This window comes from Mesorhizobium sp. M1252 (genome assembly GCF_040318265.1).
In the GTDB taxonomy this organism is placed as follows: Bacteria; Pseudomonadota; Alphaproteobacteria; order Rhizobiales; family Rhizobiaceae; genus Mesorhizobium.
Genome location: NZ_JAMYLX010000027.1, coordinates 1 through 20,015 on the forward strand (window position 1 = coordinate 1; position 20,015 = coordinate 20,015).

Below are 20,015 nucleotides of genomic sequence, written 5' to 3' on the forward strand. Positions count from 1 at the left end.
GCTTGGCGATGCGGCGGACGCATAGGGGGAGAGAAGTGTCACCTATGTATCCGGTTCAAAGTGTTACCCATCTATCGGCTGGACAAGCCTGGCTGGGACAGCGCCAACGTCCGGAAAGATGGGGGGGAGCGCCCCGGCCGTAAGCGCAGGTCCTGCACGAAAACTGCACATCCCTGCGGAAAACCTCCTCCGCTCCGCCCCGCCGTTTCCATGCGAGCCCGCGACAACAGCGGCATGCAACAACGAGACGCTCACCTTTGGTCCTCGCCCTATCGCCTGCGCAGCGAAAGCTGGTGGTTGGTCGATCCGCCCCGGGCGGCGGCCCGCCCTTACCTGGAAGCGAGCCTGCTCCCTTTTATCCGCCCACCGGCCGAGCGGACCCAGCCCATCAGGAAAATCCGCGCATGACATCGTTTGCAAGCTTTTCCAGCCGCTTCGGCATCGCCGTCCTGCTCGTGGCGCTGGCGGATTTTTTCTTTTACGGCCAGCCCGCCGGGATCACGGTGCTGCTGTTTGCCATCCTGATCGCCGGCGCGGTGGTCGCTGTGCATCCTGCCGCACTGAATTCCACCCGACCCTGGCTCAAGCCGGCCGCTTTGTCCGTCGCGCTGCTGCCGCTGGCCGAGAACGTCAGCCCGCTGTCGGTGGCGATAGCTGTCGTGGCGCTGGTGGTGTTTGCGCTGTCCCTGTCCGGGCGGCTGCGGCACGGCATCGCCCGCATTGCCGGCCAGGTCGCGCTGTTCCTGCTGGCGGCGCCGCTGCGCCTTATCCGTGACTTTTTCCAATGGCGCCGCACGGTGCGCCGGCTTGGCGGCCGCCGCACCCACCTGGCGTCCATCATCGTCTGGGTCATGCCGGTGACGCTGGGCGCGGTGTTCCTGTTCTTGTTCGGCGCCGCCAATCCGGTCATCGAATACTGGCTGTCGCTGATCGACCTGATGAAGCTGCTCGATCTCATCCAACTGGCGCGGATCGTCTTCTGGCTGCTCGTGCTCGCCGGCGTCTGGGCTTTCCTGCGGCCTCGCCTGCCGCGTTTCCTGCGCCGCCTTCCACGCCGCCTTCCACCTTTGACGCCGTCTGCAGCCGTGGCCGCACCGGCCGCGACAAAATCCGCCACGACGATCGAGGCCGTCGTCTTCGGCAAGGCCGCGATCCTGCGCGCGCTGATCGTCTTCAACGCCTTGTTTGCGCTGCAGACCGGGCTCGACGCAGCCTATCTCTGGGGTGGGGTCGCCCTGCCGGACGGGTTGAGCTATGCCGCCTATGCCCATCGCGGCGCCTATCCGCTGATCGCCACGGCGCTGCTGGCCGCCGGCTTCGTGCTGGCGGCGCTGCGGCCGGGCAGCGAAACCTCAGGCGATCCGCTGATCCGCCGGCTGGTCTATGCCTGGGTGGCGCAGAACATCGTGCTGGTCATCTCGTCGATTCTCAGGCTCGATCTCTATATCGGCGCCTATGCACTGACCTACTGGCGCATCGCGGCTTTCGTCTGGATGGGGTTGGTGGCGTCAGGGCTTGTACTGATCATTGCCCGCATCGCGCTTGGAAAATCCAACGAATGGCTGCTCTCCGCCAATCTTGCGACGTTATCGGCGACGCTTTATGCCTGCTGCTTCATCAACTTCGCCGCAGCGATCGCCAACTTCAATGTCGACCATTCCCTTGAAATGACCGGCGACGGCACGCCTATCGATACCGAATATCTGCGCTCGCTCGGCGCTGCCGCCATGCCGGCGCTGGACCGCCTCTACATGCATCAATTCGGAAACCAAACCACCTGTCTGGCCGATCAAATGATGATCGACGACACTATCGCCGAGCAGAAGCAGTGGCGCGCCTGGAGCTTTCGCGGCTGGAGGCTCGTGCAGGTTCTCGACAAGAGAGGTCCGCTCGTGCTTCCTCCACCTACCCAGCCCTCGCAACCTTCAGTGCCGGACCGTTAGATCCATGCCGCATCAGATCCTGGTCGCCGACGACGATCCGCACATTCGCGAGATCATCTGCTTTGCGCTGGAGAGGGCCGGGATGAAGACGCAGGCCGTCGCTGACGGCGCAGCCGCCCTGCAGGCGATCGAGCGCCGCGTGCCCGATCTCGTCGTGCTCGACATCGGCATGCCGGAGATGGACGGGCTGGAGGTCTGCCGGCGGCTCAGACAACGCTCCGATGTGCCGGTGTTGTTCCTGTCGGCGCGTGACGAAGACATCGACCGCATCCTCGGGCTCGAAATGGGCGGCGACGACTACGTGACGAAACCGTTCAGCCCGCGCGAACTGGTGGCGCGCGTGAACGTCATCCTGCGCCGCGCCCGCCCGGTGGCGCCCGACCCGGTCGACGACAAGAACTTCGCGCATGGCAAGCTCAGCCTGGTGCCGGCCAGCCACGGCGCCAGTTTCGACGGCAAGGCGCTGGCGCTGACGGCGATCGAATTCTCGATCCTGAAAGGATTTCTGGCGCGGCCGGCGCATGTGCTGGGGCGCGACCTGGTGGTCGCTAGCGCCTATGCCGCCAACATCCATGTCGCCGACCGTACCGTCGATAGCCACATCCGCAACATCCGCGCCAAGCTGGCGGCGGCAGGCTGTCTCGACGCCATCGAAACCGTGCATGGCGTCGGTTTCCGGCTTGGCCGATGCGGCGCCTGAGCGACGCCAAATGGATCGGCACCAAATGGCGGCCAAGGCTGGCCACGGTGGTCCTCGCCATCCTCATCATGGTGCTGGCGCTGCCGCTGGTCGGCTTGTTCTTCTTCCGGCTTTATGAAAACCAGCTGATCCGCCAGACCGAGGGCGAGTTGATCGCGCAAGGCGCCGTCATCGCCGCCATCTATGCGCAGAATATCAGTGACGCCGCCATTGCCCCGGAGAAGCTTGGGGTGCCGATGCAGGCTGACAGCGGCGAAGCCAGCCGCGGCGACGACACGCCTTACCAGCCGATCGAGCCTACCCTCGATCTCGCCTCCGACTATTTGCTGCCGACCCGGCCCGCCGGCGTCGCTGCCGCCACCGATCCGGCCTTTGCAGCGATCGGCGCGCGGCTGTCGGGCATTCTCGACACCACGCAGAAAACCACCCTGGCCGGCTTCCGGCTGCTTGACCCGCATGGCGTCGTCATTGCCGGGCGCGACGAGGTCGGCCTGTCGCTGGCCCTTGTAGAGGAGGTGCGCACCGCCCTTACCGGCCACTATGCCAGCGCGCTCAGGCAACGAATTCCCGACCAGCCGCCGCCGCCGCTCTATTCGGTCAGCCGGGGCACCAAGGTCCGCGTCTTCGTCGCCATGCCGATCGCGGTCGACGGCCATGTCGCCGGCGTGATCTACCTGTCTCGAACGCCGAACAACATCGTCAAGCATCTCTATGGCGAACGCGGCAAGGTGACGCTGGCGGCCATCGCCATGCTGTTCGGCACGCTGCTGATCGCGCTGGTCTTCCTGCGCACCGTCAGCCGGCCGCTCTACGCGCTGATGGAGCGCACGAGGCGCATCGCCGCCGGCGACCGCGACGCGATCCGGCCGCTCGACCATCACGGCACGCGCGAAATGGCCGAGCTGTCCGCCGCCTTCCTCGACATGGCCGAAAAGCTGCAGGCGCGCTCCGACTCGATCCAGACCTTTGCCACCCATGTCTCGCACGAGCTCAAATCGCCGCTGACGGCGATCCAGGGCGTGCGCGATTCCGTCGAGGCGATGGACGCGGCAGAGCGCAAGCGGTTTTCCGGCAACATCGTCAACGATGCCGGAAGGCTCAATCTGCTGGTACGGCGCCTGCTCGATCTGGCGCGCGCGGAAAACCTGGCGCCGAGCGGCGAAAGCACATCGCTCGATGCGGCGCTGGCATTGCTGCCGGTGGACGGCAGGCTGGCTGTGACCATCGAGACGGGCGGCGAAACCGGTCTGCGCATCTCGGCCGAGAATGCGGCGATCGTGCTTGCCAACCTGATCGACAATTCCGCCAGGCACGGCGCGACCCAGGTTTTGCTGGCGGCTGCCAGCGCCGACGGCAAAGTGACGATTGCGATCAGCGATGATGGCGCCGGCATTTCGCCGAGCAACAGGGCGCGCATTTTCGAGCCGTTTTTCACCACGCGGCGCGAGTCCGGCGGCACCGGCCTGGGCCTCGGCATCGTGCTGGCCCTCCTGAAAGCGCATGATGGCACGATCGCGCTGGTTGACTCCGGGCGCGGCACGCGCTTCGAGATTTCCTTGCCAGCCGCGTGAGGGCTGGTGGATCGGAGAACAAAGTGCGCTACGACATCGTCATCATCGGCGGAGCCATCGTCGGCTCCTCGGTCGCCTACTACCTTCGCGAGGAAGGCTTTTCCGGCTCCATCGCGCTGATCGAACGCGACCCGCAATTCGCCCATGCGGCAACGACGCTGTCCATGGCCTCGATCCGTCAGCAATTCTCGATTCCGGAAAATATCCGGCTGTCGCAGTTCACGCTCAACCTGTTCCGGCGGCTGAAGGAGACCTTCGGCACCGACGCCGATATCGGTTTTCGCGAAGGCGGCTATCTCATCCTGGCCGGCGACGCCGGGTTGCCGATCCTGAAAGCCAACCACGAGGCGCAGGTCGCCGAGGGCGCCGACATTCTGCTCGAGGACGCCGACCAGCTGGCAAAGCGCTTTTCATGGCTGTCGACCGAAGGCATCAGCGCCGGCGCCTTCGGCCGTACCGGCGAGGGCTGGTTCGACGCTCATGCCATGTTGACGCTGTTTCGCAAGGCATTGCGTGACAGACAAATAGATTTCATCGCCGCCGACGTCACCGGCATTGAGAGGCAGGGCAACCGCGCCACCGGAGTGGACCTCGACAATGGCGAAAGACTGCAAGCCGGCATCGTCGTCAACGCCGCCGGGCCGAATGCCGGCAAGGTGGCCGGCATGGCGGGGCTCGTGCTGCCCGTCGAGCCGCGCAAGCGCAACGTTTTCGTCTTCGAGGCGCGGGAAAAATACGTCGACATGCCGCTGCTGGTCGACCCATCCGGCATCTATGTCCGGCCTGAAGGCTCGGTCTATCTCACCGGCGGCGCCGAACCGGAGGAGGGCGATGGCCCCGCCGACCCCAGGGATTTCGACGTCGACTGGCCGCTGTTCGAAGAGGTGATCTGGCCCGTGCTGGCAACCCGTATCCCTGCCTTCGAGGCGATCAAGCCGACACGCGCCTGGGCCGGCCACTACGACTACAACACGCTCGACCAGAATGCGGTGATCGGCCCGCATCCCGAGGTCGGCAATTTCATCTTCGCCAACGGATTTTCAGGCCACGGCCTGCAGCAGGCGCCGGCCGTCGGCAAGGCGCTGGCGGAGTTGTTGGTGCATGGCGGGTATCGGACGGTGGATTGCTCGGCGTTTGGGTACGCCAGAGTGGCTGAGGGAAGGGCGTTCCGGGAATTGAATGTGATTTGAGGCGGCAAAAGCTCACTGTCGAGTTCCCGCCCACCCCCCTCTGCCCTGCCGGGCATCTCCCCCGCAAGGGGGGAGATTGGCAGCTTCGGCGAAGGCGCCATTCTTGCAACGTCGGCGATTGGCGAAAGCGGTCGCGGCATCTGATCTCCCCCCTTGCGGGGGAGATGGTCGGCAGGCCAGAGGGGGGTGCTGTCCCGCGAGAGTCTAAGCAACCATCGCACTGACAGCCATCGCGTTGCCCAGTGCATGCCCGGCGGCCGTGTTGTCGAAAATGCCCCAGACCTCGGCACCGGAAGCGGCCGCTGCTTCCACTTGCCGCGCAAACCGGTCTAGCGTTTCGGCATCGTAACCCGAATAGTAGATGCGCGGCGCGCCGTGCCAGCGGAAATAGGCAAGGCCGGGCGAGCCACCCGGCCCTGCTGCCTCCGGAACCGAAGCCGGGTCGGCGGCGACCCGTGCGACCTGGTGACCGGCGAGCAGTGCGTCCGCCTCGGCACCGAACCAGCTGGGATGGCGCGGCTCGCATGCCAGCCTTGCCCGGATACGCCTGCCCAACATGTCGAAGAAGCCGCCGGCGACCTCCGGCTCGAAGGGCAAGCTCGGCGGCAGCTGCACCAGAAGCACGCTCAGCTTTTCGCCGAGACCTTCGACCTGCCCGAGAAAGTCCTCTGTCAGCCCCTCGCAATCGGCGAGGCGATGATCATGGGTCATGTTCTTCGGTGCCTTGACCGCGAAGCGGAAGTGCTCCGGCACGGCGTGCGCCCAGCGCTCATAGGTCTCGCGGCGGTGCGGCTTGTAGAACGTGGTGTCGATCTCGACGGCCGGAAAGCGTTTTCCGTAACGTTCGAGATGCGAACCGGATTGCGGAAAGTCAGCCTTGTATCGAGACGGAATTCCCCAGCCGGCGGTGCCTATCAGAGATCGGCGATTTCCCATCCTGCGGATTTGGACCGGATGAAGCGCGGGTCAAGGGCGACAAGGAGGCGTTGCTCCGCGGGGTCCTGAACACCGTTCCGCATTGCCCGAGAACCTTGCCCGCCGCCCGGTCCCTATCGGCGATTGCTTCTGACGCGACGTCAGCCCTTGCGTGAGAACCAGAACGCGTCGGGCATGCGCTTCATGCCGATACGCTCATAGAAGCCGACGGCGTCAGGCATCGAGATCAGGCTGATGGCGACCGAAGGCCCAAGCTGCCGGCGGGCCTCGTCCATCAGGCCCTTGCCGATGCCGACGCCTTGCGCCGATTGCGACACGGCGAGCTCTGAGACGTAGCACACCCAGGAAAAATCGGTGATGGCCCTGATAACGCCGATCAGCGGCCTGCCTTCGATGTCGAGCCGCGCCGTCAGCACCAGGTTCGCGGCCGAAAGCATCGCCTGCAGCCGGGCGTCGTCATCGACGGGGCGTGTTTCGCCGAGCGTGGATTCGACCAGCACGCGGCGGAATTCGGCGACGTCGAGCTCAGGCTCCCGGGCATAGATAATCTTCGATTGTGCGGTCATGGGCGCAAGGTGCACCAACGGCAGCTGGTTTTAAAGACAGTGCCGCGCCGATCTTTCGATCGGGGCCGCGCACCAACAGTTGCCTTTTATTTGCCGGCGGCTTTGTGTAAACCGGGCGCCAGCAAACCCTGACGCAACGAATTATCGATCAAGAACGGGCAAAAGCCATGGAAAAATTCACCAAGCTCACCGGCGTCGCCGCACCGATGCCGATCGTCAATGTCGACACCGACATGATCATCCCCAAGGATTATCTCAAGACGATCAAGCGCACCGGGCTCGGCAGCGGCCTGTTCGCCGAAATGCGCTACAAGGACGATGGCTCGGAAAACCCCGACTTCGTGCTCAACAAGCCAGCCTACCGCAAGGCGCAGATCCTGGTCGCCGGCGACAATTTCGGCTGCGGTTCGAGCCGCGAACACGCGCCGTGGGCGCTGCTCGATTTCGGCATTCGCTGCGTCATCTCGACGTCCTTCGCCGACATTTTCTACAACAACTGCTTCAAGAACGGCATCCTGCCGATCACCGTCAGCCCCGAAGACCTGGAGAAGCTGATGGACGACGCCTCGCGCGGCTCCAATGCGACGGTGTCGGTCGACCTCGAGGCCAAGGAAATCCGCGGCCCCGACGGCGGCGTGGTCACCTTCGACCTCGACGACTTCAAGCGCCACTGCCTGCTGAACGGTCTCGACGATATCGGCCTGACCATGGAGAAGGCCGGCGCCATCGCCTCGTTCGAGAAGAAGAACGCTGCCGAGCGTCCTTGGGCCTGAGTGGTACGAGATGGCCCGGCCGCCACAAAGCCGGGTTCGTGGCGGCTGAACGGAGGGGACAGTCATGACACGTTTTCTTCTTGCCGGCGCCTGCGCGCTGGCGTGGATGCTGATGCCGGTGGCCGGCGCGCAAGCACAGACCGACACGGTCCTCGTGCCGGCAGAAGATCCGTCCGCCGCCGATCCGGGCGCGTCGAGCAATGCGGCCCTGGCGGACGATGACAGCCAGGGGCCGGTCCCGTTCGAGGGCGGGCAGCTGACCATTACCGAGCCAGAGCAGGATGGCGAAAAGGTGCTGGCCTATGACGGCAAGCAGCTGGCCAGCAATTACGACGTGTTCTTCGACAGAACAGTCAAGGTCGGCGGCGTCAACGTGGCGCTGGTCGATGTTGGCGACGGCGGCAACCAGTGCGGCCCGGCCAAGGTCATCGTCTGGAAACCGGAAGGCGGCGAGATACAAAGCCTCAAGGTCGAACAGGACGAATGCGGCGCGCCGCCGGCGGCGGTGGCCGACAACGCCATCTATTTCGTGCCGTATCTGTTGCCGGGCGATACGAAGCAAGCGCTGCAATGGTCGCCCAGCGATGGGCTGACGATCTCGGGCGACCTGACCTACGCGCCGGAGCCGGGTACGGACTGGAAGGACGTCGATCCGGCCAAATACCAGAACATCATCGACGCCTTCCACAATGAGGCCGTCTACAAGGCGGCGCAGACGCTGCTCGGCGACACCATGCCCGACATGGCGACCAGCCTGCTGGTCGGCGGCGGCACCGAAAAGACGGCGTCGGGCGCCTTCTACGCCACCGGCTGCGTGCCGCACGCATGCGGCAGCAATGACGGTTTCATGGCGGTCGACCCGGCCAAGCACACGCTCTACTTCGCCCGGCGCGGCGACAATGGCGAGCCGCAGGCGTGGCCTGACGTGAAGACCTGGCCTGCGGATGTGAAGGAAGCAATGGACAAGGCGCAGGAGTCGGGGAACTAGAGTTCGCGGCAGCGCGGCGAACACTCGGTGTTCATGCTTGTTTCGTCGCGATCCGTCACACGCCCCTCTGCCCTGCCGGGCATCTCCCCCTCAAGGGGGGAGATCAGACGTCACTCTGGCTTTCGCCAATCGCAAATGTGGAAAGCGAGAAAGGCGTCCGAACTGCTAATCTCCCGCCTTGAGGGGGAGATGGCCGGCAGGCCAGAGGGGGGTGCTGTCCCGCCGACGACCAAGATTTGCACCTGACTTGGCCCATGGCCTAGCCGGCCCTTTCCCTGCAAAGTGTCCGAAACCACAGCGAGGCTCCATGCGCACACTCATCTCCACCGGTTCGCCCTTCGAAAAAACCGCCGGCTATTCGCGCGCGGTGGTGCAGGGCGACTGGTGCTTCGTGTCGGGAACGACCGGCTACGACTATGCGACGATGACCATGCCGGAAACGGTGGAGGCGCAGACGCGCAATTGCCTGGCGACCATCGCGGAGGCGCTGAGGGATGGCGGCTTCGACATGGCCGATGTGGTGCGGGCGCATTACTACATCACAGACCGGGCCATCGTGGACGTCGTCTTCCCCATCCTCGGCGAGGCTTTCGGCGAGATCAGGCCGGCGGCGACGATGATCGTGTGCCAGCTCAACAAGCCGGAAATGAAGATCGAGATCGAAGTCACGGCGCTGCGGCGCACGGCTTGAGGAGGCCAAAGCCATGACGGTCCGGCGCATCGTAGCCAATATCGGGACGCAGGACGCGGCGGCGGCGAAACGCTTCTATCAGGACGTGCTTGGCCTCGATGTGCTGATGGATCAGGGCTGGATCGTCACCTACGGGTCCGACGAACGGATGCAGGTGCAGATCAGCTTCATGGCCCAGGGCGGCTCCGGCACGCCGGTGCCGGACCTCTCCATCGAGGTCGACGATGTCGATGCGGCGCTGCAAGGCATGAGGGCCGCCGGCTTTGCCGTCGAATACGGTCCGGCCGACGAGCCGTGGGGCGTACGGCGGTTTTATGTGCGCGATCCGTTCGGCCGGTTGGTGAATATTTTGTCGCACAAGTGATTTGTTCCTCTCCCCCGCCTCTGGCCACGGCGAGGAACCCAGGTCTTGAGAGGCGGGCGCCGTCGTAGCGTTCTTCATCCCCTTGCGCCGCAAGCTCTTGGCGTTTAGCAAGGCCGCGGTTTCTCCAAACAGCATCGGACGGTTCTCCATGGCTTCGAAAAATCTTCTCCTGCTCGCCGGCGACGGCATCGGCCCCGAGGCGATGGCCGAGGTGAAGAAGCTGATCGCGGCCATGAACGCAAAGCTCGGCAGCGGTTTTGCCACTGATGAAGGCTTGGTCGGCGGCTGTGCTTACGACGCGCATGGCGCGGCGATTTCCGACGCCGACATGGCAAAGGCGATGGCTGCGGATGCGGTTCTGTTCGGCGCCGTTGGCGGGCCGAAATGGGACAAGGTGCCTTACGAGGTGCGTCCCGAGGCCGGGTTGCTACGGCTGCGCAAGGATATGGAGCTGTTCGCCAATCTCCGGCCCGCCATCTGCTATCCGGCGCTGGCCGCGTCCTCTTCGCTGAAGCAGGAGGTGGTCGAAGGCCTCGACATATTGATCGTGCGCGAGCTTACCGGCGGCGTCTATTTCGGCGAGCCCAAGCAGATCATCGATCTCGGCAACGGCCAGAAGCGCGGCATCGACACGCAGGTCTACGATACGTTCGAGATCGAGCGCATTTCGGGCGTCGCCTTCGAGCTGGCGCGCACCCGCAAGAACCATGTGACATCCATGGAGAAGCGCAACGTCATGAAATCCGGCGTGCTGTGGAACGAGGTCGTCACCCAGACCCACACAGCCAGATATGCCGACGTCAAACTCGACCACATGCTCGCCGATGCCGGCGGCATGCAGCTGGTGCGCTGGCCAAAGCAGTTCGACGTCATCGTCACCGACAATCTGTTCGGCGACATGCTGTCCGACATCGCCGCCATGCTGACCGGATCGATCGGCATGCTGCCGTCGGCCTCGCTCGGCGCGCCCGATGTGAAGACCAGGAAGCGCAAGGCGCTGTACGAGCCGGTGCATGGCTCGGCGCCCGACATTGCCGGACAGGGCATCGCCAACCCGATCGCCATGATCGCGTCGTTTGCCATGTGCATGCGATATTCCTTCGGCATGGTCGATGAGGCCGACAAGCTCGAAGGCGCAATAGCCGCCGTGCTCGACGACGGGCTCCGGACGAAGGATATTTTGTCCGAGGGCATGACCGAAGTCGGCACTGTCGCAATGGGCGATGCCATCATCGCCAAGTTCCTGGCTTAGCGGCCGACTCAGCGGATCTCGCCGGCCAGCCGTTTCAGCAGGCCGACGAGTTGCGCCTCATCCACGGTTGAGAAAAAAGCAGCGTCGGCGGCTTCGACGGCGACGATAGCGCGCTGGACTGCGGCCGTCCCCGTCGTGGAGACGCGGATCACCTTGGCGCGGGAATCCCGCGGGTCGGTGTCCCGCACAATCAGTCCCTTTGCCTCAAGCCGGGCGACGACGTCCGACGTCATCTTCACCTCGGTGCCGGCCTGCGCGGCGAGTTGGACCTGGTTGGGCGGCTCGCCATAGCGGCCGAGCCACATCGCCGAAGCCAGCAGCACGAACTGGACATGGGTAAGGTCAAGCGGGGCCAGCGCCGCCGTCATGACGCGCTGCCAGCGCATGGTGGTTCGCCAGAGCAACAAGCCGGGGCTCTCGGATGGTCCGCTGAAGCGCGTTTGCAGATCCCCCCGATCAGCCACCGTTCGCCAACTCCCTTGCCTGCTCGAACAGTTTGGCCATCGAAGTGTCGAAATCGCCGCTGATCTGCGGCCCGAGCTCTGGTCCGACCTCGGCGGCCGATGGGCCGGAAATCTCGAGGCGATGAGTCACTTGAGTGCCACCCTCGACCGGCGTCAGCGTATGCCTGAACAGCAGTTTCGTGTCGCCGAACGAGGTCTCGTCGGCATAGGTTACAGCGTCGACGAGGTCGACGATCGTCGATTCGAAGGTGTCCTGCCCGACGGGCGTTACAGAGACGCGGGTGCCCTTGGCGAACGGGCCGTGCAGCACGAAGGTATCGGACCCTTCGTAGGTGAGGCGGCCTTCGTGCAGCGCCTTGAGCGCGTTCCAGATGGCCTGCGCCGAAAGGGGGGAAATTGCGGTGTACTCGTTGGTCCACATTTGTCTTGGCTCCATCATCCGTTTTCGATCGTCGATTTGATGAGTGCACAGATTATCTGTGTGCAGACTAAATGGCAAGAGAAATATTTTGTTCGTCCGGTCAAAACAGCAGCTGCCTTCCTGGCTGCGACCTAAGCCATTGTTAAAGCACGGCTGTCCGCAAACAGCCGGCAGTTCATTTCTGGTGCGGTCTAGGCTCCGCCTCCTCCAGGCACCGGCCCCCACTGGTTTACGTGGGCCTGGGTCGGGATCAATCCGAGGATCAGCGCGAGGATCAGCGTAGCCGGAGCGAACATGAAGGTGATTGCGAAGTAAGGTATTGCCAGCCAGCCGGTCAGGCCGATGTCGTGCAAGCGGCGCACGACGAGCCCGACCCAGGGCAGGAACGTCGCTAGCCAAAACAGCCCCCAGACGCCGATCATCACAATCGGCCAGTTGCCGGCATCGAAATTGCCGACGGCCTGGTCGGCGAGGGCGCCGGCAATTCCGACCAGGATGAAGCTGACGGTCCAGAACAGGCAGTAGCCCCAGAATTCCTTGCGGCGGGCGCGTTCGGCGAAGTTGATGTAGTTGCGCGTCACGCCTCGCCAGAAATAACCCGGCAGTCCGCTATCGCGAACCGCGCCGTCTTCCGCCAGGCGGCCGAAATGCTGTGGCGCGGCTGAAGCGGCAGCCGCCTTGGGCGGCGCGGCGCTTGCCGCTGGCGCAGCGGTGGCGGGACTGGCGGGCTGGGCGCGGATTGAAAAAACGTCGCGCGCCTGACCGCTTGCCGGCAGAAACTCGACCACTGCGCCGTTCGCGATCACGGTATCACGGCGCAGATCCTCGCGCGCGAAGGTGTAGCGGTTGCCGTCCGCCCCGGTGATGAAGCCGAAACCCTGGGCCTCGTCATAGTGAAGAACTTCGCCGCGCATTTAGCCTCGCCCCCGTGCAGGCACAGACTGTTCAAAGTTGCGGCGGACTGCAAGGGGGTGGACGAAATGGAGGGCAAACGGTTCAGGCATGAGTTGCTTATTTTCCGGTGCGTTGGCGCTGCCCCTCACCTGCCTGCCGGCATCCTCTCCCGTATAGTGACGGGGAGAGGGGTCGCTGTTATCGACGATTCCGCCAATCACCAACGCTGCAAGAAGAGCGCCAAGGCTGCGGTCCGCCCTTTCTCCCGTCACTATACGGGGAGAAATGCCCGGCAGGGCAATGAGGGGCAGCGCCTGCATTTGTAATTGGCCGATAAGAGCCTCAAACCGGCCGCTTCTTCGGCTTCTTGTTCTTCGGCCGTCCCGCCTTGTCGAATTTCGGTTTCCCGGCCCAAGGCTTTGCATCGCCGGCGGGCCGTTCCCGCTTCTCGAATTTCGGCTTGTGTGCGCTTTGCGGCGCCTCGAACGGGCGCTTGCCGCGATGCGGTTTCTTGTCCGGCTTCGGCGCCTGGTAGCCGGCCCGCGACAGGTCGGGCGTGCCGTCCAGGCGCTTCACCACGATGTTGCCCTGCAGCTTCTTGTCGGGGCCGATGGCGGCGAGGAAGCGATCGGCCCAGTCGGCCGCGATCTGCACGTAGGTCTCATCCTGCTGCATCTTGATGGAGCCGATCTCGCGCTTGGAGATGTTGCCGGTGCGGCACAGCATCGGGATCAGCCAGCGCGGCTCGGCATTCTGCTTGCGCCCGATCGACAGCGAGAACCAGACACTGTCGCCGAAATCGTCGCGCCGGCCTGGCGCTTCATCGCGGCGCTCGAATTTTTCGCCCGCCGGTTTGTCACGCGAAGGCGTGAACGGTGCGACCTCCGTCAGTTCCTCGGGCGCCGAGCGGCTGGCGCGGCATTGGCGCACGAAGGCGGCGGCCACCTGTTCGGCGCCATGCCTGGCCAGAAGCGCGTCGATGAAGCCGCGCTCGTCCTCGGCAATCGGCTCTTCGAAGGCTGGATCGGCAAGGATGCGCTCGTCGTCGCGCTTGATGACGTCGTCGGCGGAGGGCGGGCTCGCCCATGTCGCCTTCAGCCCGGCATTCTGCAGCAGCCGTTCGGTGCGCTTGCGGGCGCCGTTGGGCACGATCAGCGCGCTGACGCCCTTGCGTCCGGCTCGGCCGGTTCGGCCGCTGCGGTGCAGCAGCGTTTCGGGATTGGTCGGCAGATCGGCGTGGATGACCAGTTCGAGATTGGGCAGGTCGATGCCGCGCGCCGCGACATCCGTGGCAATGCAGACCTTGGCGCGGCCGTCCCGCATCGCCTGCAGCGCGTGGGTGCGTTCGTTCTGGCTGAGCTCGCCCGACAGCGCCACGACGGAAAAATTGCGGTTGTTGAAGCGCGCCGTCAGATGATTGACGGCGGCGCGGGTGTTGCAGAACACCAGCGCGTTCTTCGCTTCGTAAAACCGCAGCACGTTGATGATGGCGTTCTCGCGGTCGGGATAGGCGACATTCAGCGCCCGGTACTCGATATCGAGATGCTGCTTTTCCTCGCCGCCGGCCGAGATGCGTACGGCATCGCGCTGGTAGCCCTGCGCCAGCGTGGCGATCGAGCGCGGCACGGTGGCCGAAAACATCAATGTACGGCGCTGGGTGGGTGCGGCATCGAGGATGAATTCGAGATCCTCGCGAAAACCGAGATCGAGCATTTCGTCGGCTTCGTCCAGCACCACGGCCCTCAGCGCCGACACGTCGAGGGAGTTGCGGGTGATGTGGTCGCGCAGACGGCCCGGCGTGCCGACGACGATGTGGGCGCCGCGCTCCAGCACGCGCCGTTCGGAGCGCATGTCCATGCCGCCGACGCAGGACGCGACGGTGGCGCCGGTCGGCGCGTAGAGCCATTGCAATTCGCGCATCACCTGCAAAGCGAGCTCGCGCGTCGGCGCCACGGCCAGCGCCAGCGGTGCGCCAGCCTGGTCAAAACGTTCGGCGCTTCCAAGAAGGGTCGGCGCCAAAGCGAGGCCGAAGGCGACGGTCTTGCCTGAGCCGGTCTGCGCCGACACCAACGCGTCGGACTCGCCGAGCTCCAGCACGGCCTTCTGCACTGGCGTCAGCTCGGTATAGCCGCGTTTTTCCAGCGCTTCTGCCAGCGCAGGAACAATAGCTTCGAAATTGGACATCTCACTCTTTCGGAATTCAGGGTCTGGGCTCATCATGGAGCACATGCCGGGGCTGACGCACGCCAGCCAAACACTATTTGGGCGTTCGTACTTCTTGCGGCCGCCATTGTACAGGGCAGGCGTGTGCCTGGCCGCAATTGACTCCTGACGCAAACCGCGTAAAAGCCGGCATCGAACGGGATCATTTTCGATGCGCGGCCTTCTGATGGCTCTTCTTGCATTCGACTTCCCCGGCCACAATCATGGGGCCGGGCGCGTTGGCGCGTCTTACCGTTCCAGCAAAACTATGGCCAAAACCACCACCAAAACGGTGTGATTCCCTTGGCCTAACCACCCTCTCCCGGGTCCGGCCCGGGGGACGAAACCCGCATTGGCCGGCGGGTTTTCTCCAAAAACCAAGCGGAGAGGGACAGGAGATTTCTGATGAGTTTCAAGGTTGCGGTAGTCGGCGCCACGGGCAATGTGGGTCGCGAAATGCTCAACATACTGGAAGAGCGCGGCTTTCCGGTAAGCGAAGTCGTGGCGCTGGCCTCGCGGCGCAGCCAGGGCACCGAAGTGTCGTTCGGCGACCGTTCGCTGAAGGTCAAGACGCTCGACCAGTATGATTTTTCCGACACCGACATCTGCATCATGTCGGCCGGCGGCAACGTCTCGAAGGAGTGGTCGCCGAAGATCGGCAAGCAGGGCTGCGTCGTCATCGATAACTCGTCGGCCTTCCGCTACGACCAGGACGTGCCGCTGATCGTGCCGGAAGTGAACCCGGATGCGATCTCGCTGTTCACCCGCAAGAACATCATCGCCAATCCGAACTGCTCGACGGCGCAGCTGGTCGTGGCGCTGAAGCCGCTGCACGATGTCGCCACCATCAAGCGCGTCGTCGTCGCCACCTATCAATCGGTATCCGGCGCCGGCAAGGAAGGCATGGACGAACTCTTTACACAAACCCGCGCGGTGTTCGTCGCCGATGGCGTCGAGGTCAAGAAGTTCACCAAGCGCATCGCCTTCAACGTCATTCCGCACATCGACGTCTTCCTCGACGACGGCTCGACCAAGGAAGAGTGGAAGATGGTCGCCGAGACCAAGAAGATGCTCGACCCCAAGATCAAGCTGACGGCGACCTGTGTGCGCGTGCCGGTGTTCATCGGCCATTCCGAAGCCGTCAACATCGAGTTCGAAAAGCCGATCACCGCCGACGAGGCGCGCGATATCCTGCGCGAAGCGCCAGGCTGCCAGGTCTTGGACAAGCGCGAGGATGGCGGCTACATCACGCCGCTGGAATCGGCCGGCGAGGACGCCACATTCATCTCGCGCATCCGCGAGGATTCGACCATCGACAACGGCCTGTCGATGTGGATCGTCTCCGACAATCTGCGCAAGGGCGCGGCGCTGAACGCGGTGCAGATCGCCGAGCTGCTGGTCGAGCGCGGCCTGATCCAGCCGAAGAAGAAGGCGGCATAGTTTATTCGCTCACGGGCCGTATCGCCGCTGCCGCGGCGGGCCCTCCGCGGGGGCGCCGGAAAGCCGGCGGCCCGCAGTCGCGGGCTCGGCCTTCGGCCGAAGCCTTCCTTCTCCCCGTTCACGGGAGAAGGTCCCGGCAGGGGATGAGGGCAGCGCTGACCTCTGTTGAGAAAAGCCTTTGAACGATCCCACCAAAATCGTGCTGCGCCCCGCCACGGCTTTGGATGCCGCGACCATCGCCATTGTCATGCGGGCCGCACTTGGCTCGTTCTCCTGGATGCCGGTCATCCCGCGAGATCGTGCTGTCCCGGCAGCAGGTGACGGTCGCCGAGGCCGGCACCGGCATTGTCGGCTTCATTGCCCTGAGCGGCGATTGGGTGGAACAGCTCTATCTCGACCCCGCCTGGACGGGGCAAGGCATCGGCAGCCGGCTGCTGGTGCAAGCGACCGCCGCGCTACGGATCGTCAAACTGCATTGCTTCCAGGCCAACACCGGCGCGCGTCGCTTCTACGAGCGCCATGGCTTTCGCCCCGAGGTGTTCGGCGAGGGCACCACCAACGAAGAAGGCCTGCCGGATATCCTCTACGTGCGTCGAGCTTGATACTCAGCCGTCGCTGTCCTTGGCCAGTTGGCGCAATAACTCCATCGCTTCCTCGGCCCGCTCAGCGGGCACGAACAGATGGTCATGATAGAAAGCAGAGACCGGATTGACGCCCATGCCGGCGGCGGCCAGCCGGGCGGTGATGGCGGCGAGGAAGCCGACGGCTTCCAGCGAGGAGTGGACGTTCAGGGTGATCATGCGGCAGCGGAAGGCGGCCTGCAGCCCGGGGGCCTGGTCTTCGGGCAAGATCAGCGTGGTGCCCTCCTTCTCGCGAAACAGCATCACCGGATTGAGCGTCTCGGGAACCGGTGCACCGGGGACCAGGGTGGCGAAGACATGGACGCCGGGAAGCAGTTCCGGCGTCATCGCCGCCAGCAGCTTTTTCAGATCAATCTCGCCGGCCATTCGCTCGTCTCTCGCCCAGCCCTACCAATAGCCGTGACTGGTGGATGTCGATAGTCCGTCAAGGTCGAGGGACAGCACCCCCCTCTGCCCTGCCGGGCATCTCCCCCGCAAGGAGGGAGATCGGCGGTTTCGATGCTCCGCTCATTCATGGAACATTGCCGAAGCGGTCGAGCGTGTAATCTCCCCCCTTGCGGGGGAGATGGCCGGCGGGCCAGAGGGGGGTGTGAAGGATCGCCACGCAGCGGCTTTTGCTTGCTGCTACCCAAAAAGAATCCGCACCCTGTAGGATCGCCGCCCCATCGCTCGTCCTTGGTCCGAAGCCAGCAAACGGTTCGAACCGCTTAGGAGGGAACACCCGTGAGTATTTCTCAAACCATGCCCGTCTCATCGGGCGCCCTGTGGACCGGCCGCGTGCTCAGCGGCCTCATCATCCTGTTCATGATCTTCGACGGCGTCATCAAGCTGCCGCCGCTCGATGTCGTCACCCAGACCATGGTGCCGCTCGGCTGGCCGGCCGATGTCAATGTCGCGCGCACGCTCGGCATTATCGGGCTGATCTCGACCGCGCTCTATGCGCTGCCCCGCACCTCGGTGCTCGGCGCCATCCTGCTCACCGGCTATCTCGGCGGCGCCATCGCCACAAATATGCGCGTCGGCAGCCCGTTGTTTTCGCACACGCTGTTTAGCGTCTATCTCGGCATCATCCTGTGGGGCGGTCTCTATCTGCGCGACCCAAGCGTGCGCGCCCTGATCCCGTTCAGCCGTTAAGCGAGGAGAAAAACATGCTCAGCACCATTCTCATCCTCCTGGTCGTCATCATCGCCGCCGTGCTCATCTATGCGGCGACGAGGTCGAATGATTTCGTCACCGCCCGCACCGCCAGGATCAAGGCCGCGCCGGAAGCGATCTTTCCGCTGATCAACAATTTCAAGCAGTGGCCGGAATGGTCACCCTACGAAAAGCTCGACCCGCTGATGAAGCGCACGCTGTCGGGCGCTGATGCCGGCAAGGGCGCCGCCTACGCCTGGGAAGGCAATGCCAAGGCCGGCAAGGGACGCATGGAGATCGTCAATTCCGTGCCATCCTCGCTGGTGTCGCTGAAGCTCGACTTCGAGAAGCCGTTCCGGGCCAGCAACAGCGTCGACTTCACCCTGAAGCCCTCGGGCGACACCACCGCAGTCACCTGGGCAATGCGCGGCAGCCGGCCCTTCATTGCCAAGCTGATGGGCCTGTTCATGAGTTTCGATACGCTGATCGGCAAGGATTTCGAGGCTGGCCTCGCCAATCTGAAAAAGGCAGCCGAAAGGTAGAAAAGCCTGGATTTTCAACAAGCTCGGCGGCGGTCGGCACGAATGTGACCGGCGCGGACACCGCGATCTCTCACGTCATCGGGATCAAATCAGCCGTCTGGGAGTTAGAGCCGTGGCGGCGAGGACGGCGATCCGCGTGAGAGAGGAACGATAATGAAAAGAGCGATGATCATTCTGGTACTGGCGACCGCACTGGGTGCGTGCTCGCAAACCGAAAAGGGTGCCGCGGTCGGCGGCCTCGGCGGCGCGGCGGTTGGCGCAGCTGTGGCAAATGATCCGGTTCAGGGCGCCGTCGTCGGCGGCGCCGTCGGCGCCGTGGCCGGCGCGCTGATCGGCCGTGCCAGCGAAAGCGGTCAATGTCGCTACCGCGGCCGCAACGGGCGCACCTACATCGCCAGCTGCCCCGACGGTTATTGAACACAGCCAGGTCCAACATCGGAAACCGGCGGCTATAGATCGCCGGTTTCGCTGTTGCCTAAGGCAGCTGGACCATGGCTGCTCGGATATGCTCCCAAGCCAGGCGGCCCAGGCGCGTGTCGGCGTCGTCATTGCCGCCATGGGCATGCAGCCTCGAGCGCGGCGTGATTTCGCCCGGCAGCAGAATGCGGTGGCCGGCGTCGGGCACTGAGACGAGGCAGGTGGTCATTGCGGTGTCCTGGCGACGCCGAACGATCGACTGGGCAAAATCCAGCGATGGCCATAGCGCGTCGTCGCCGCCCGCAACCAGAACAATGTCCGCTGAAATAGCTTCGACGGGAATGGCAGCCTTGGCCGCTGCGTCCTCGAGGGTTTGCAAGGCATGCAGGAAGAGCCGCCGGTAGGACACCAGACCATCGACATACTCGGCGTTCCAAGCGGGATGATCGCAACCACGACGCCGATGCGTGGACCGTGAGCCGCCGCAAGCAGGGAGGCCTCGGCGCCTTTCGAGGTCCCGACATAGACGATGCGCCGGCATCCCATCTGGACAAGATAGCCGGTCGCGGCGAAAAACGTTTCGAGCGGGATCTCGCAAATGCCGGGCACCTGACCTTCGCCGCCAAACCATTGCAGCGCGAGAGCGGATGCTCCTTCCTTGGCAAAGAGCCGGGCGCGGGTGACGTCGATGCGGCCGCTCGATCCGCTGAGCACGACGACGCCTGTCGTGGCGCCGGCGCATCGCAACAGCGTCCCGGCTACGCCGCCGAAAAGGGCCTCTTCCGTGACGGTCCGCTCAGTCATCTTTCGTTCGAACGCATATGGCATCGCCGCACAATAGCAAAACGGCGGGCACAGGCCCGCCGTTTTGTCGATGCGATGACGC

Annotated in this window: 21 protein-coding genes and 1 pseudogene; 14 read left to right on the top strand and 8 right to left on the bottom strand. The window is 64.3% G+C overall.

The window, feature by feature from the left end:
- Positions 1 to 404 precede the first annotated feature (404 nt).
- Genes NKH22_RS29885 through NKH22_RS29900 form a run of 4 tightly spaced genes read left to right on the top strand, consistent with a single transcriptional unit; the run spans position 405 to position 5,404 of the window.
- A complete protein-coding gene (locus NKH22_RS29885) occupies positions 405 to 1,943 on the top strand; it encodes a DUF4153 domain-containing protein (protein WP_023726007.1) in 1,539 nt (512 codons plus the stop codon).
- A gap of 4 nt (positions 1,944 to 1,947) precedes the next feature.
- Positions 1,948 to 2,643, top strand: coding sequence for a response regulator (locus tag NKH22_RS29890; RefSeq protein WP_352912191.1), 696 nt, complete (start codon positions 1,948 to 1,950; stop codon positions 2,641 to 2,643).
- Positions 2,631 to 4,214 (top strand): sensor histidine kinase, encoded by a 1,584-nt coding sequence (locus tag NKH22_RS29895; RefSeq protein WP_352912193.1) that lies wholly within the window; start codon positions 2,631 to 2,633, stop codon positions 4,212 to 4,214. The genes NKH22_RS29890 and NKH22_RS29895 overlap by 13 nt, the downstream gene beginning before the upstream one ends.
- 23 nt (positions 4,215 to 4,237) lie before the next feature.
- A complete protein-coding gene (locus NKH22_RS29900) occupies positions 4,238 to 5,404 on the top strand; it encodes an NAD(P)/FAD-dependent oxidoreductase (RefSeq protein WP_023730278.1) in 1,167 nt (388 codons plus the stop codon).
- Between the two features lie 204 nt (positions 5,405 to 5,608).
- On the opposite strand, the gene NKH22_RS29905 is transcribed toward NKH22_RS29900, so the two are convergent.
- Both NKH22_RS29905 and NKH22_RS29910 read right to left on the bottom strand, forming a co-directional pair.
- The gene (locus NKH22_RS29905; RefSeq protein WP_023821935.1) at positions 5,609 to 6,340 is read right to left on the bottom strand and encodes a DUF72 domain-containing protein; all 732 of its coding nucleotides are present in this window, start codon (positions 6,338 to 6,340) and stop codon (positions 5,609 to 5,611) included.
- 140 nt (positions 6,341 to 6,480) lie between these two features.
- The gene (locus tag NKH22_RS29910; protein WP_352912195.1) at positions 6,481 to 6,906 is read right to left on the bottom strand and encodes a GNAT family N-acetyltransferase; all 426 of its coding nucleotides are present in this window, start codon (positions 6,904 to 6,906) and stop codon (positions 6,481 to 6,483) included.
- Positions 6,907 to 7,073: 167 nt separating this feature from the next.
- Here NKH22_RS29910 and leuD point away from each other — a divergent pair, with 167 nt between their 5' ends.
- The 5 genes from leuD to leuB all read left to right on the top strand — a co-directional run bounded on the left by leuD (position 7,074) and on the right by leuB (position 10,974).
- Positions 7,074 to 7,679, top strand: a complete 606-nt coding sequence (gene leuD / locus NKH22_RS29915) for a 3-isopropylmalate dehydratase small subunit (protein WP_023694556.1) — start codon at positions 7,074 to 7,076, stop codon at positions 7,677 to 7,679.
- 64 nt (positions 7,680 to 7,743) lie between these two features.
- Positions 7,744 to 8,667, top strand: coding sequence for an Ivy family c-type lysozyme inhibitor (locus NKH22_RS29920; RefSeq protein WP_023740124.1), 924 nt, complete (start codon positions 7,744 to 7,746; stop codon positions 8,665 to 8,667).
- Positions 8,668 to 8,974: 307 nt separating this feature from the next.
- On the top strand, positions 8,975 to 9,358 hold the full coding sequence (locus NKH22_RS29925; RefSeq protein WP_023683820.1) for a RidA family protein: 384 nt from the start codon (positions 8,975 to 8,977) through the stop codon (positions 9,356 to 9,358).
- 13 nt (positions 9,359 to 9,371) lie between these two features.
- Positions 9,372 to 9,722: a VOC family protein gene (locus tag NKH22_RS29930; RefSeq protein WP_023740123.1), complete on the top strand. Its 351-nt coding sequence runs from the start codon at positions 9,372 to 9,374 to the stop codon at positions 9,720 to 9,722.
- 148 nt (positions 9,723 to 9,870) lie between these two features.
- Positions 9,871 to 10,974 carry a 3-isopropylmalate dehydrogenase gene (gene leuB, locus NKH22_RS29935; protein WP_023821936.1) on the top strand — a complete coding sequence of 368 codons (1,104 nt, stop codon included), beginning with the start codon at positions 9,871 to 9,873 and terminating at the stop codon, positions 10,972 to 10,974.
- 8 nt (positions 10,975 to 10,982) lie between these two features.
- Here leuB and NKH22_RS29940 read toward each other — a convergent pair whose 3' ends face one another.
- The 4 genes from NKH22_RS29940 to NKH22_RS29955 all read right to left on the bottom strand — a co-directional run bounded on the left by NKH22_RS29940 (position 10,983) and on the right by NKH22_RS29955 (position 14,937).
- A complete protein-coding gene (locus tag NKH22_RS29940; protein ID WP_023683823.1) occupies positions 10,983 to 11,360 on the bottom strand; it encodes a MarR family winged helix-turn-helix transcriptional regulator in 378 nt (125 codons plus the stop codon).
- A 70-nt stretch (positions 11,361 to 11,430) separates the two neighbouring features.
- Positions 11,431 to 11,859 (bottom strand): SRPBCC family protein, encoded by a 429-nt coding sequence (locus tag NKH22_RS29945; RefSeq protein ID WP_023821938.1) that lies wholly within the window; start codon positions 11,857 to 11,859, stop codon positions 11,431 to 11,433.
- Between the two features lie 191 nt (positions 11,860 to 12,050).
- Positions 12,051 to 12,773 (bottom strand): DUF805 domain-containing protein, encoded by a 723-nt coding sequence (locus NKH22_RS29950; RefSeq protein WP_023821939.1) that lies wholly within the window; start codon positions 12,771 to 12,773, stop codon positions 12,051 to 12,053.
- Between the two features lie 322 nt (positions 12,774 to 13,095).
- A complete protein-coding gene (locus NKH22_RS29955) occupies positions 13,096 to 14,937 on the bottom strand; it encodes a DEAD/DEAH box helicase (RefSeq protein ID WP_023821941.1) in 1,842 nt (613 codons plus the stop codon).
- 423 nt (positions 14,938 to 15,360) lie between these two features.
- On the opposite strand from NKH22_RS29955, the gene NKH22_RS29960 reads away from it, so the two are divergent.
- Both NKH22_RS29960 and NKH22_RS29965 read left to right on the top strand, forming a co-directional pair.
- Complete coding sequence (locus NKH22_RS29960; protein ID WP_023671698.1) at positions 15,361 to 16,395, top strand: aspartate-semialdehyde dehydrogenase; 1,035 nt, start codon at positions 15,361 to 15,363, stop codon at positions 16,393 to 16,395.
- Between the two features lie 260 nt (positions 16,396 to 16,655).
- The gene (locus NKH22_RS29965; RefSeq protein ID WP_352912198.1) at positions 16,656 to 16,997 is read left to right on the top strand and encodes a GNAT family N-acetyltransferase; all 342 of its coding nucleotides are present in this window, start codon (positions 16,656 to 16,658) and stop codon (positions 16,995 to 16,997) included.
- Positions 16,998 to 17,000: 3 nt separating this feature from the next.
- Here NKH22_RS29965 and NKH22_RS29970 read toward each other — a convergent pair whose 3' ends face one another.
- On the bottom strand, positions 17,001 to 17,402 hold the full coding sequence (locus NKH22_RS29970; protein ID WP_352806432.1) for an ACT domain-containing protein: 402 nt from the start codon (positions 17,400 to 17,402) through the stop codon (positions 17,001 to 17,003).
- A 357-nt stretch (positions 17,403 to 17,759) separates the two neighbouring features.
- Here NKH22_RS29970 and NKH22_RS29975 point away from each other — a divergent pair, with 357 nt between their 5' ends.
- The 3 genes from NKH22_RS29975 (at position 17,760) to NKH22_RS29985 (ending at position 19,129) form a co-directional block, all read left to right on the top strand.
- On the top strand, positions 17,760 to 18,170 hold the full coding sequence (locus NKH22_RS29975) for a DoxX family protein (protein ID WP_023687655.1): 411 nt from the start codon (positions 17,760 to 17,762) through the stop codon (positions 18,168 to 18,170).
- A gap of 14 nt (positions 18,171 to 18,184) precedes the next feature.
- Entirely contained in the window at positions 18,185 to 18,712 is a 528-nt protein-coding gene (locus NKH22_RS29980) for an SRPBCC family protein (RefSeq protein WP_352806435.1), read from the top strand.
- A gap of 153 nt (positions 18,713 to 18,865) precedes the next feature.
- A complete protein-coding gene (locus tag NKH22_RS29985; RefSeq protein WP_023687657.1) occupies positions 18,866 to 19,129 on the top strand; it encodes a YMGG-like glycine zipper-containing protein in 264 nt (87 codons plus the stop codon).
- Between the two features lie 58 nt (positions 19,130 to 19,187).
- Here NKH22_RS29985 and NKH22_RS29990 read toward each other — a convergent pair.
- Positions 19,188 to 19,933, bottom strand: a pseudogene (locus NKH22_RS29990) (acyl-CoA thioester hydrolase/BAAT C-terminal domain-containing protein).
- Positions 19,934 to 20,015: the final 82 nt, after the last annotated feature.